This window comes from Adhaeribacter aerolatus (assembly GCF_007991635.1).
GTDB classification, from domain to species: domain Bacteria; phylum Bacteroidota; class Bacteroidia; order Cytophagales; family Hymenobacteraceae; genus Adhaeribacter; species Adhaeribacter aerolatus.
This window is the reverse complement of record NZ_BJYS01000028.1, coordinates 1-13287: the sequence shown is the minus strand read 5'-3', so window position 1 is coordinate 13287 and position 13287 is coordinate 1. Positions and strand designations below refer to the sequence as shown.

At 45.1% G+C, this 13287-nt stretch carries 12 protein-coding genes; 4 read left to right on the top strand and 8 right to left on the bottom strand.

Going from position 1 to position 13287, the window contains the following annotated elements; genetic code table 11:
• Nucleotides 1-30: 30 nt before the first annotated feature.
• From AAE02nite_RS17770 to typA, 6 genes are all read right to left on the bottom strand, one after another.
• Nucleotides 31-1728, bottom strand: a complete 1698-nt coding sequence (locus AAE02nite_RS17770; RefSeq protein ID WP_146900755.1) for a GMC oxidoreductase — start codon at nt 1726-1728, stop codon at nt 31-33.
• Between the two features lie 62 nt (nt 1729-1790).
• Nucleotides 1791-2375, bottom strand: coding sequence for a gluconate 2-dehydrogenase subunit 3 family protein (locus AAE02nite_RS17765; RefSeq protein ID WP_146900752.1), 585 nt, complete (start codon nt 2373-2375; stop codon nt 1791-1793).
• A gap of 321 nt (nt 2376-2696) precedes the next feature.
• Complete coding sequence (locus AAE02nite_RS17760) at nt 2697-3722, bottom strand: MlaD family protein (protein WP_146900749.1); 1026 nt, start codon at nt 3720-3722, stop codon at nt 2697-2699.
• Nucleotides 3723-4496 (bottom strand): ABC transporter ATP-binding protein, encoded by a 774-nt coding sequence (locus AAE02nite_RS17755; protein ID WP_146900746.1) that lies wholly within the window; start codon nt 4494-4496, stop codon nt 3723-3725.
• 10 nt (nt 4497-4506) lie between these two features.
• The gene (locus tag AAE02nite_RS17750) at nt 4507-5319 is read right to left on the bottom strand and encodes an MlaE family ABC transporter permease (RefSeq protein ID WP_146900743.1); all 813 of its coding nucleotides are present in this window, start codon (nt 5317-5319) and stop codon (nt 4507-4509) included.
• A 471-nt stretch (nt 5320-5790) separates the two neighbouring features.
• Nucleotides 5791-7602 (bottom strand): translational GTPase TypA, encoded by a 1812-nt coding sequence (gene typA / locus AAE02nite_RS17745; protein WP_146900740.1) that lies wholly within the window; start codon nt 7600-7602, stop codon nt 5791-5793.
• Between the two features lie 205 nt (nt 7603-7807).
• Here typA and msrB point away from each other — a divergent pair, with 205 nt between their 5' ends.
• The 3 genes from msrB to AAE02nite_RS17730 all read left to right on the top strand — a co-directional run bounded on the left by msrB (nt 7808) and on the right by AAE02nite_RS17730 (nt 9066).
• Nucleotides 7808-8344 (top strand): peptide-methionine (R)-S-oxide reductase MsrB, encoded by a 537-nt coding sequence (gene msrB / locus AAE02nite_RS17740; protein ID WP_146900737.1) that lies wholly within the window; start codon nt 7808-7810, stop codon nt 8342-8344.
• 63 nt (nt 8345-8407) lie between these two features.
• A complete protein-coding gene (locus AAE02nite_RS17735) occupies nt 8408-8695 on the top strand; it encodes a hypothetical protein (protein ID WP_246151135.1) in 288 nt (95 codons plus the stop codon).
• Nucleotides 8696-8781: 86 nt separating this feature from the next.
• Entirely contained in the window at nt 8782-9066 is a 285-nt protein-coding gene (locus AAE02nite_RS17730) for a hypothetical protein (protein WP_146900734.1), read from the top strand.
• 162 nt (nt 9067-9228) lie between these two features.
• Here the strand turns inward: AAE02nite_RS17730 and AAE02nite_RS17725 are convergent, their stop codons facing one another.
• The gene (locus AAE02nite_RS17725) at nt 9229-9765 is read right to left on the bottom strand and encodes a hypothetical protein (protein WP_146900731.1); all 537 of its coding nucleotides are present in this window, start codon (nt 9763-9765) and stop codon (nt 9229-9231) included.
• A 213-nt stretch (nt 9766-9978) separates the two neighbouring features.
• Here AAE02nite_RS17725 and metG point away from each other — a divergent pair, with 213 nt between their 5' ends.
• Complete coding sequence (gene metG, locus AAE02nite_RS17720; protein ID WP_146900728.1) at nt 9979-12015, top strand: methionine--tRNA ligase; 2037 nt, start codon at nt 9979-9981, stop codon at nt 12013-12015.
• Between the two features lie 56 nt (nt 12016-12071).
• On the opposite strand, the gene AAE02nite_RS26350 is transcribed toward metG, so the two are convergent.
• On the bottom strand, nt 12072-13287 hold a 1216-nt coding region (locus tag AAE02nite_RS26350), incomplete at its 5' end, for a hypothetical protein (protein WP_170252635.1).

Genomic DNA, 13287 nt, shown 5'->3' with positions numbered 1-13287 from the left:
CCGGCTTTGCTTTTTTATAATCGACTAATATTAAATATTATTCTTCTTTAACTCTTTTACAGCATGGTCTACGGCGCGGGCGGTTAAAGCCATGTAAGTTAACGATGGGTTTACGCAGGAGGCAGAAGTCATGCAGGCGCCATCGGTTACGAATACGTTCGGCGCTTCGTGTACCTGGTTAAAGGCGTTCAGCACCGAAGTTTTCGGGTCGCGGCCCATGCGGGCAGTTCCCATTTCGTGAATAGCTAAACCCGGATAAGAACCAGCATCGTAGGTTTTTACGTTTTTCAGACCGGCCGCTTCCAGCATTTCGGCCGCATCGTTGGCCATATCTTTCCGCATCTTCATCTCGTTTTCCTTAAACTCGGCGTCGAAGGTTAACGTTGGCTGACCCCACTTGTCTTTTACGTCTTTGTTCAGGGTTATCTTGTTTTCGTAATAAGGCAAGCACTCGCCAAAGCCACCGAGGCCCATTTTCCATTTGCCTGGTTTGGTCATCGCTTCTTTAAAGTCGGCGCCAAAGCCCATCTCGGCTACCGCGCGTTGCCAGCCATCGCGGCTGCCACTGCCCTGGTAACCAAAACCGCGAACATAATCGCGCTTATCGTTGCCAATATTGCGGTAGCGGGGTACGTAAATACCATTAGCCCGGCGGCCAAAATAATATTGGTCGGCAAAATCATCGGTTTCGCCGGAAGCGCCGGTCCGGAAGTGGTGGTCCATCAGGTTGTGGCCCAACTGACCGCTGGCGTTACCAAACCCGTTCGGGAACCGGTTAGAAGTGGAGTTCATCAGAATCCAGGTACTGCTCAGGGCCGACGCGTTTACGAAAATAATCTTGGCGTAATATTCGGTCATCTGGCCGGTATTAGAATCGATTACCCGTACCCCGGTGGTTTTACCTTTTTTCTCATCGTAGATTAATGAGTTTACAATCGAATCGGGGCGCAACGTTAGATTACCGGTTTTAACCGCTGCCGGCAAAGTAGACGATTGGGTACTGAAATAAGCGCCGTACGGACAGCCCCGGCTACACAAGTTCCGGTACTGGCAGGAGGCCCGGCCATTTAATGGTTTGGTTAAGTTGGCTACCCGGCCCATTGTAATTTTCCGGCCGGGGAATTTACCTTCCACTACTTTTTTAACGGATTTCTCAATGCAGTTAAATTCCATAGGCGGTAAAAACTGGCCATCCGGTAATTGGGGAAGTCCTTCGGCCTGACCGCTGATGCCCACGTATTTTTCAACGTAGTCGTACCACGGCGCAATATCTTTGTACCGAATAGGCCAATCGGTGGCAATGCCTTCTTTCAGGTTGGCTTCAAAATCAATATCGCTGAGGCGGTACGATTGCCGGCCCCACATAATGGATTTACCGCCCACAATATTGCCCCGGAACCAGTCGAACCGCTTTTTCTCGGTGTACGGCGAATCGATATCTTTTATCCAGTAGCTTTCATTGTATTCATTATAAGGGTAATCGCGGCTAATATATGGGTGCGATTCGCGTTGCTTCTGGGTAATACGACCCCGGTATTTAAATTCCCAGGGATCTTTCATGGCAGAAGTATAGTCTTTTACGTGCTCTAGTTTATGGCCCCGCTCCAGCATCAGGGTTTTTAGTCCCTTTTCGGTTAGTTCTTTGGCCGCCCAGCCCCCGCTCACGCCGGAACCGATTACGATGGCATCGTAAGTATTTTGTGCTTGTGCTTTTAAATTAAGGTTCATGAATAAAAATAAATATTAACTGGGTGGATAAAAAAGAGAAAATCTGTTTGGCTCCTGTGTAATCAGGTTGCCCAGGTTTTCTGTCCCGGTTTCATGGGCTCGCAAGGCCGGTAAGCACCCGGTACTGCTATGTAATTAAGGGCTTTGGTGGCACCAATCTCAGAAGTGAAATAACCGGTTACGGTCATTTCTTTAATCATCTGAAAGAATGGGGCGGGGGCAGATGGTTGTTTTGCCCGTAATGCCCGGGTATCAGCTTCAGCTTTTTTAAGCAGTTCGGTTTGCTGCGCTTTGGTAGCAGCTAAAAAACCTTTGCCGTAAGCCTTCTTGGCAGCTTCATCTAAATTATCTAACCCGCTAAAGAACCGTTTCTGATCCTGCTCCGGGTAACAATCGGTTATCAGTACATTAATAAATTCAGGTACTTTGGCCGCTTTGGCCCCCGGGGTTTTGGTAGTTGGGATAATTAACTCCGCAATTTCAGCAATCATTTTTTGCTGGTTATCATTGGCCAGCGGCGAGATATAGCCATCTGGTATAGCTAACAGGGTGTTGCCCTGACCGTAAACCAATCCGGAAATAAGTGGGGCCGACAGGGTTACCCCCATGAGGGTAGCAACTTTAAAAATGGCTTCTCTGCGATCCATTAGAGATGAATTAGTAAGTGAAACAAATAAATGGGGTGGCTAATTTTTGGTAAACAATATAGGCATAATTTTTCTTCTTTAATAGTAAATCCGGCAGAAAACCGGAAAGAAATTTATAGCAGAAAAGAAATGAAAGAGGGTTAGTAAGATACCCGCAGATAAATAACCGGTGCATCAGCTATTTATTATGGGATAAAAGCTGAATAAAAAATTTAATTTTATACCTTCAGGGCCTTTCAAAAGAACTTGTATTGTTTTGTTTTAAGGTGGTTTTAGGCTATAAAAAAAAGACCCGTTAAATTTTTAACGGGTCTGGAATCATTAATTATTTACCTTTTCCTGATGTTTTTCTTCTCTGGTTTGTTGTCTTTCCTGTTGTTTGGCCTCCCGGGTGGCTTTTCGTTTAAAATAACCTCTTAACAAAAAGTTGGTTTTTAAGGCTTCCAAATCTTCATTCAGGTTAATAGAGCTTTTTTCCAGGTGAACCATGGTATTTTTTAAACTGCCGGCAAACTGCGGATCATTCAACAATACCCCAACGGCATTGTTGTTGTCATCGAGTTTACGGCTGGTTTCGTTTAGGTTTTGGGTCATTTCGGCGGCGGCAGCGGCTGTTTTCTCCAGTTGGGTGGCCGAAGACCGAATCTGGTTAAAAACGGCCGTGTCGGTTAATAGCTGATTGGCCAAACCTTCGGGGGTATTTAGTTTGGCGGTAAACCGCGATAAAGCCGCCGAAGCCCGTAAAGTGGTAGAGGATGTTTGTTTTAAGTTGTTCACAATGGCGCGGAAATTATCGGCCATAAGAGAATCGTTCAGAACGGCGCCCATGGTCCCTTGCCCGGCTACCAACCGGTTGCTCAACGTCTTGAAATCACTGGTAATACTTACCAGATTTTCGTTGTTTTTCTGCAGGGTTTCCATCATCACGTCGGTGTCGAGCGCTTCTTCTGAGGCCAGCACATCTTCATCTTCTACAGTGCTCGAACGGCGCGTACCGCCGTATATCTCAATAATTTTGTTACCGATCAAACTTTCGGAGCCCAGCCGGGCTTTGGCATCTTTACGAATGTAAGGTATGGAGGCTTCTTCAATATTCATGGTAATGCGCACCTGCGCATCGCCGTAAAACTTTATATCTTTTACGGTACCAATTTTTACCCCCGAAAACCAGACATTATTTCCGGTTTTTAAACCAGCTACATCGTCGAAGATAGCGTAAACCTTAATGGTGTCCACGAATCTTTTCTGCTGGCCACCCAGGGTTAAAATGCCGGCAATAAATATTATCAGCGCGACAAATATAAAAATACCTACTACCGTTAATCGTTTACTTTCTGCAGCTTTCATTTATTCTATAAAATTATAATCATAAAACGCCTTCACCCGCTCATCGTTGGTGTTAAATACTTCTTCGAACGTACCCTGGCGCTGAAATTGACCGTCCAGCAGCATCACAATACGATCACCGGTATCGCGGGCACAGGTAAGGTCGTGGGTGATAATAATAGAGGAAGTATTAAATCTTTTTTGTACTTCGTTAATCAGGTTGTTTATTTCGATACTGGTAATGGGGTCGAGGCCAGCGGTAGGCTCATCATAAAGCATTATTTCGGGCCGTAAAATTAAAGTACGGGCAATGCCAATGCGCTTGCGCTGCCCCCCCGATAATTCGGAGGGCATCTGATTAATGGTTTGGGCCAGTCCAACGGCATCCAAAACGGTTTCAATCAGGTTATCAATTTCCTGCTGGCTTAAATCGCGCGAATGGCGCAATAATGGGAATTCCAGGTTTTCCCGCACGGTCATGCTGTCGTAGAGGGCACTGTTCTGGAAAGAGAAACCAATTTTAAGCCGGAGTTCATCCAGTTCTTTGGGCTTGAGTTTATTTACTTCCTGGCCCAGTACATTTACATGACCCTTATCTAACTTTAAAAGGCCCGCAATAATTTTAATCAATACCGATTTTCCGGTGCCGGACCGTCCCAAAACCACCAGGTTCTCGCCCTGGTACAGATCCAGATCCACACCCCGCAGCACTTTGTAATCTTCGAAAGCTTTTTTAAGCCCCCGGATGGAGATTACTTTGTTTTCTTTATTGATGTTCGGATTTGTTTTTTTCATACAGTCAGGTTTACATCGAACGGATGGCGTTAATGATCTGCATGGTTAACAACTCTTCGATAAAAATGAGCACCATGGCTGTAACTACCGACGAGTTAGCTGCTTTGCCTACGCCTTCGGTACCTTTTGAGGAATTATACCCTTTGTAGCAACCCACCATACCAATTGTAAAGCCAAAAAGAAACGATTTAAAAACCGAGGCAAAAATATCCAGAAATGTAATCGCATCGAAAACATCGACCATAAAGGTAGCAAAACTGGTTTGCTCGTGCTGGTGCACATTAACGTACGCCCCCATTAAGGCTACAAAAACGGTGTACATCATTAAAATCGGAATCATGAGGGTAGTAGCCAGCACCCGCGAAACCACCAGGAATTTATACGGGTTGGTGGCTGATACTTCCATGGCATCAATTTGTTCGGTTACTTTCATCGACCCAATTTCGGCGCCAATGCTGGACCCGACCCGCCCGGCGGCAATAATAGCGGTAACCAAAGGACCCAAAGCCCGCACAATAGCAATCGAAATTAAAGCGGGTAACCACGAGGTAGCCCCAAATTCGGTAAGCGAGGGCCGCGATTGGTTTGTAAATACAATACCAATAATAAAACCGGTAAGCGAAATAAGCGGCAAGGAGCGCAGCCCTACTTCGTAAAATTGTTTTATTATTTCTTTAAACTCATAAGGCGGAAAAAATACCTCCTTAAAAAAGCGTAAAACAAAAGTGTATACATCATAAAGATTAAGAAACACCCGGTCCACTTTTCTGGAAATAAGATAGCGGCGTTTGGGTGGTTTTATTACAGGTTCATCTGTATCCATTCGGTTTAGGTATGCCTAACGTTAATTTAGATGTTTCTTAGCATGCTGCCGGGCTACCCGGAAGCAAGTATTATAAATTAGTTACCAGGTATTAACCTGGTAACTGATACAAAAAAGAGATTATCTTTCAGTCTCAAACCAACATGTCAAGCTCATTGACGCAACTGTTTTTCTGCCGCCGCTCCTTCTTATCTCTTTTGCAACGCTGATTTATCATCAATTCTTTTTTAAGAGAGATGAACGCAGGGCAAATTTATTATTTTATTTGGCCCAACCAATGGCTAAACTACCACCGCGTGTACGCATTTTATGCTTTAAAGGTAATCGCAATTACAAGTTGTTCTTACTTAAAATTTTAAAAAGGGCTGCAATCTGAAAACATAAAGTGGTAATGCTGGTATTTTGTTTAAAGTATGGAGAAAAAAAAAGGCACTGCCGCGCAGTACCTTTTTAAATTTAAATTTCTGAATTTTATTCTTCGTCGCGTTTTTCGTAGCGTTTGCGGTCGTTCTCGTCCAGGTATATTTTCCGCATCCGGATGCTCTTGGGTGTAACCTCCAATAATTCATCTTTCTGGATATATTCCATGGCTTCTTCTAAAGAGAATTGCTTTTTCGGGGCAATTTTCACGTTATTATCCGAACCGGAAGCCCGCATGTTGGTCAGCTGCTTGCCTTTCTGAATATTAACGGTAATGTCGTTGCCGCGGCTGTGTTCACCAATTACCTGGCCTGCATATACTTCTTCCCCTGGATCCACAAAGAATGCCCCGCGGTCCTGTAATTTATCGATAGAATACGCCGTGCCCGGACCAGTTTCCAGCGAAATAAGCGAACCATTAATACGGCCTGGAATAGGACCTTTGTGCGGTTCGTAGCTGATGAAACGGTGGTTCATAATGGCTTCGCCGGCGGTAGCGGTTAAAACATTGTTACGTAAACCAATTAAGCCCCGCGCCGGAATATTAAATTCCAGGTGCTGTAAGTCGCCTTTCGGCTCCATAATGGTTAATTCACCTTTGCGCTGGGTCACCAGTTCAATTACTTTACCAGCCGTTTCTTCGGGCACATCTACTACCAGGTGCTCCATGGGCTCGTGGCGCTGACCGTCAATTTCTTTAAATATTACCTGCGGCTGCCCTACTTGTAATTCGTAGCCTTCGCGGCGCATGGTTTCGATTAATACCGACAAGTGCAGAATACCCCGGCCGTACACCAGGAAGGTATCTTCTTTGTCGGTTTCTTCTACCCGCAAAGCCAGGTTTTTCTCAATTTCTTTGTATAACCGGTCGCGTAAGTGGCGGGAGGTTACATATTTACCTTCCCGGCCAAAAAACGGTGAGTTGTTAATGGTAAACAACATGTTCATGGTTGGCTCATCAATCGAGATCCGGGCCAGCGCTTCGGGCATTTCGGCATCGGCAATGGTATCGCCAATGTCAAAACCTTCAATACCGGTAATCGCGCAAATTTCACCAGACGATACGCTGGGCACTTTTACTTTACCCAAACCTTCGAAAATGTGAATGTCTTTGATGCGCATTTTCTTGATAGAACCATCGCGTTTGCACAAGCTAATGGCTTCGCCTTCGGTTAAGGTGCCGCGGTGTACCCTTCCAATGGCAATCCGGCCCACAAAAGACGAATAATCAAGCGAAGTGATTTGCATTTGCGGGGTACCATCCAGTGTAGGCGCTGCCGGAATTACATTTACAATGGCATCCAGCAACGGCGTAATATCTTCGGTTTTCTGCTGCCAGTCGGTGCTCATCCAGCCTTGTTTGCTCGAACCGTATAAGGTTACAAAGTCCAGCTGGTCTTCGGTGGCGCCGAGGTTAAACATCAGGTCAAAAACCTGTTCGTGTACTTCGTCGGGGCGGCAGTTTTCTTTATCTACTTTGTTTACTACCACAATTGGCTTTAAACCTAACGAAATGGCTTTGCTTAACACAAAACGGGTTTGCGGCATAGCGCCCTCAAAGGCATCTACCAGTAACAAAACGCCGTCGGCCATTTTTAATACCCGTTCTACTTCCCCGCCAAAGTCGGCGTGGCCCGGGGTGTCAATAATATTTATTTTTACATCTTTATACCGAACCGACACGTTCTTGGAAACGATGGTTATACCTCTTTCCCGTTCCAGATCGTTATTATCCAGAATCAGATCATCGAAGTGTTGGTGTTCGGAAAAGATTTTAGATGCGTGGATGATTTTATCAACCAGGGTAGTTTTGCCGTGGTCAACGTGTGCGATAATCGCAATGTTTCGAATATTCTGACTCATTTTTTTTATTTCAGGCCGCAAAGATACAAAAAATTAACCGGAAAAAATACTATCGGTTAAAGCTTCGGACTGTAGTTTTTATAAAGAAATTTAGGTTTAAAAAAGTTTCGTAGGTAATAACTCTTTTTCAAGCTTGTCAAACTGATTGCCTTTAACTACTCGTATGCTTCTTAAAAAAACAGCACCCAATAAATATTTATACCAGATGAAAATAATTTTTAACCTGTTGCTGGTTTGTACAATGGCCTTATCGGCTTGTGCCCAGCAGAAAAAAGAAGGTGGTACGGCAGCTACCGGCGGAGCACCATTGCCCAACCAAAAAGTAAATGCCCTGAATCAGGGGAAAACCACTTATGCGGTGGTAAAAACCGAAGCGGAGTGGCGGCAGCAACTTACCCCGGAACAATATAATGTAACCCGTGAGAAGGGTACCGAACGGCCTTTTGCGAATAAGTACAATAATAACAAACAAAAAGGTATTTATGCCTGTATCGGCTGCGGCCAGGAATTATTCAGCTCGGCCACCAAGTTCGATTCCGGTACCGGCTGGCCCAGTTTTTACAAACCGCTGAATAACCGCGTGGTAAAAGAGCTGCAGGACCTGGAATTGGGCATGGTTCGGACCGAAGTAGTGTGCAGCAACTGTGGCGCGCACCTGGGCCATGTTTTCGACGATGGGCCTAAACCTACCGGGTTGCGCTACTGCCTTAATTCGGCGGCTTTAAACTTCCAGAAAAAATAATACAATTTTATATAAGCTTTATGTATAACCTTTTGCTAGGGCTAACCCGTATCAGTAGTACGAATGATGACTAAAAACATGGACTTAAGTTCAACTAGCAATAATATAGAACACACCGCGCAGCTGATAATGGAAGCGTTCCGGCATTTTGGTACGCCGGCCAACGAGGTTTTATCCTACGATCAGTTGCTGCCTTATCTGGATGAGAAAAGTGAGCATCAGCATTATAAAGATGCCATGGCTGAGGCCGAACATCACCTGAGTAAAGAAGCTTATGCCGTTCCGGATGCCGCCGGTTTGCGGTTAACGGAGGTGGGTTACCAGGCTTTGCAGGAAGGTAAAGAAGCTTAAATGCTTTTTGTAAATGGTAAACTCGTTAGGTAAGCAGAAAGGAGAAAATGAGTGGGGAGCGGACAAGTAAGGCAGCGCAAGCTATAATGGCAGGAGTTGGTTTGATGATGATAGCCTGTACTTCCGCCCGGGAAACTAACGAGACTAATGCGACGGTCCCCAGCACGATACAAAGTGATGCGGATCGTCGCGCCATTTATAACAACGCCGATACCCGGCCTATTCTCCGCCAGCCTAACCTGAATAACCAGGCTAGTGAAATAAACCGAAAAAAAAATATTGAAGACTGGGGCCAGACTAAGCCGCACAACGAGCCTGTTGAAGTCCGTACCATGGAATTAGGCCGTCCCAGAGCCGATACTATCCGCTAGGTCTTAACCACTTCCTATCTTATATCCTTTCAGGTAGTTCCCAATATTGCTTTAAGTGACAGGCCATTGTTACGTTCAGGCCACCCGTCCACAGTAAAGCCAATGCTTGTTTGGGTTAATCATTAATAAGAAATTAATAAGGATTTTTGGTTATAGGCTATTTCATTCACGCTCCGTATCTGACATATCGGCGGGATTAGCTTTGGGAGCTGTGGGCTTTCGGGTTCTGGTGGGGTTGGTAGCTCCTGATTCAGCCCCGGTAGTAGCTCTTGTTTTCCTGACTCGGGAATTGGTTGTTTTTGGTGGAGCAGGGGCTAAGGCGGCTTCGTTTTCTTCTTTCCCGGGCGCTTCAGGTGGGGTTGGTTGGTTATTATAATCTAAGGCATTATCAATCGGCTCTGCTTCAACTACTGGCTGTTCTGTTTCCGGGGTGGTAATATTTTCTGGTTTAGGTTCGGCATTTTTCAGCAAATCCTTCATAATTAATGCTGCGCTATCCTTAAGTTTCTGGCGTGCCTCTTTAATAATATTTTTAATCGCCTTTTTGGTATCTTTTTTTACCTCCTTTACCACTCCTTTCATTTTTTTATTAAACTCCCGTTCTATTTTCTCCAACGAAAGGGTTAAAGGAGCATCTTTTGAGGCAACTTTCTTTTTGCCGGATTTCTTCTTTTCTTCTTTTTTCTCAGTTTTTTCCATAACAACAGCCTAAAATATAATTAATTGAATTGAAGGGTTTTTACCGGGGCAACAAAATTCTGAAGTATTTGGGTTAGAATAAATTATTGCCCTATTTTCTTATCTGTTCCGCCTTTGCATGGCCGAAAACGCTTTTAGCTGATTGGGCGGTATAAATATAGGCAAGCCAACACTTACACCATTTACGTATATTTGTGACTTTAAACCTGCATTATGACAAAAAACTATAAACGCTACACCGTAACGGCGGCCTTACCTTACGCCAATGGGCCGGTACACATCGGGCACCTGGCGGGGGTATACCTGCCGGCCGATATTTATGTACGTTACCTGCGTGCGCAGGGCCGCGATGTTAAATTTGTTTGCGGCTCCGACGAACACGGCGTGCCCATCACCATTAGGGCGCAAAAAGAAAACGCCACGCCGCAACAGGTAGTCGATAAATACCATCAGCTAATTAAAGATTCTTTTGCCGACTTTAATATTTCTTTCGATATTTATTCCCGCACCTCCAACCAGACCCACCACGAAACAGCAGCCGGTTTCTTTACGAATCTATACGATAAAGGCATATTCGAAGAAAAAACCTCTCAGCAATATTTCGACGAGAAAAACCAGCAATTTCTGGCTGACCGCTACATTGTGGGTACCTGCCCCAAGTGCGGCAACGAAAATGCGTACGGCGACCAGTGCGAGAGCTGCGGTTCGAGCTTAAATGCCACCGACCTGATAAATCCCAAAAGTATGCTCAGCGGCGAAAAGCCCGTGATGAAGGAAACCAAGCACTGGTACTTACCCCTGGATAAGTACGAAAACTGGCTGCGCGAATGGATTATAGAAGGCCACCAGGAATGGAAAGCCAACGTATACGGGCAATGCAAAAGCTGGATAGACGGCGGTCTGCAACCCCGCGCCGTTACCCGCGATTTAGATTGGGGAGTGCCGGTGCCGCTGGAGGAAGCCAAAGGCAAAGTGCTGTACGTGTGGTTTGATGCGCCCATCGGCTATATTTCGGCTACGAAAGACTTAACTCCGGATTGGCAAACCTACTGGCAGGACGAAGATACCAAACTGGTGCACTTTATCGGCAAAGATAATATTGTGTTTCATTGTATTATTTTTCCGGTAATGCTGAAAGCGCACGGCGATTATATTCTGCCAGACAACGTACCGGCCAACGAATTCCTGAACCTGGAAGGTGATAAAATATCTACTTCGCGCAACTGGGCGGTGTGGCTGCACGAATATTTGGCAGATTTCCCCGGCAAAGCCGATGTGCTGCGCTATGTATTGTGCGCCAATGCCCCCGAAACCAAAGACAATGATTTTACCTGGAAAGATTTCCAGGCCCGCAACAACAACGAGTTGTTGGCCATATTTGGTAATTTTATTAACCGGGCGGTGGTACTGACGCATAAATATTTCGACGGCAAGGTACCGGCTAAAGCCGAACTGCAAACCGCCGATGTAATGGTGCTGGATGAGTTAAAAGCTTTCCCCCAAACCATTGCCGATTTAATTGAGCGATATCGGTTCCGGGAGGCTTTAAGTGAGTTAATGAACCTGGCCCGATTGGGTAATAAATATTTAGCCGATACCGAACCCTGGAAAATTATTAAAACCGATGAGGAACGGGTAAAAACCATTTTAAATATTGCCTTGCAAATTGCCGCCAGCCTCACCATTGTTTCGGAGCCATTTCTGCCCGAAACCGCCCGCAAACTGGCTGCCATGTTAGGCATCAGAACCGATGAATGGGCCGCTGCCGGCGCACCCGATTACCTTATAGCTGATCATCAGTTAGGCGAAGCTGCGTTGTTATTTCAGAAAATTGAGGATGAAACCGTGCAGGCGCAGGTACAAAAATTATTAGATACCAAAATAGCCAATCAGCTAGCTAACGCTTCGGCTAATCCGGCGAAAGAAAATATTTCTTTCGAGGATTTCTCTAAAATGGATATTCGGGTAGGTACCATTCTGGAGGCTGAGAAAGTAGCCAAAACCAAAAAACTGCTGAAACTAAAAATTGATACGGGCATTGACCAGCGGACTATTGTAAGCGGGATTGCCGAGCATTTTGTACCCGAAGCTATTATTGGGCAACAGGTATCGGTACTGGTAAACCTGGCGCCCCGCGAAATAAAAGGCATTCAGAGCCAGGGCATGATTTTAATGGCCGAGAATGCGGACGGCAGCCTGACTTTTGTGCAACCTTCCACAGCAGTGAAACCGGGCAGCGGCATTTCTTAATTTTTAGTTTAGAAGCTTGTTTAAGAGCTGCGTCGGTGATTCTGGCGCAGCTTTTCTTATTCAAATTCAACTGTAGTTACCAGCGGGTAAATGGGGCCGAATTCCTCGGGATTATAATAGCGCCAGAAATAAGCCATATTTTCTAACGCATCTACCTGGCTGCCCGGAATCGGAAATTTTACATTTTTGGTGGGGTAATGCTGAAGTAAATATTCGGCTACCGCTGGCAATAGATTTATACTTAAATCCAGGAATAATTTTAACTGTTCGTCACTGCTCAACGATTCAGCTTCCATGCGCCGGATTATCTCGGCTATATTCGAAATAGTAACAGTACCCACCCCTTTCACAAAGAAAATACCGGTAGGCTTTTCTTCATCGGGTAGGTTCTGAATAGCCGAGGCGGTTAATTTTTCCTGCTCTTTTCGGGAAGATAACCGCTTTTTTCTATAATTCTCGTCCGCTGCACCCTGTTTCTCCGCATGAAAATCGAAATAATCCTGCAACGATGATTCTAACTCTTCCGGACTATTGAAAGTAGCTAAAGGGCTGCCATAATATTCTACAAAAGAAGCATGCATCAGGTCTACGCTTTTCTGTAATTTTTCTGCTTCTTCCGGGCCATACATCCAGAATTTGGTAAAAGGTTGTTTCTGGTAATTAGCTATTTCAGCCGGTTTCAATTCGTTTACTACCATCATACCGGTTATCCACCAGTCGTTATTCCATTTAATTACCGAAAAATCATAAGTTTTTTTTGCTTTGTCGTCGGTAGGTGGCGCCTGCACCGAGTCTTGCCGTACTTTATAAAGCGTCTTGGTAAACAGGTGCCGGAACAGGAAATGATTATTTTCAGAGCCTTCGTACGTAAATTTGCCGCTGTGTACCAAAGCCAGGTTCTTGATTTCTTCTTTTTTAGGTGCCGGGCAAATGGCTAGATTGGCAAATAATTCAGGGGCGTTTAGTGCGCCGAAAGAATACCGGTAGCTGTACAAAAACTTCTCGCGGTACATATACATTATTTTATCCAGCATTGGCAGTTGCAACCCGGCCGGGGTTGTATTTACCAGATCGGCCATTTCGTCATTGAACTCCCGTTTGGTATCAGGCCCCGGTAAGTAAGACCCAAAGGCGAGCCAATTGAGCCTGGTTTTAAAATCAAAAAAGTTTAAAGTATCCGGAACAGAAAAGTAGTTTTCGTAAAAATCGGTGGCATCGGTAGTTTCAATGGCCTTTTCAAACAAAGTAAAAATATCCTGCGCGAAGGCTTGC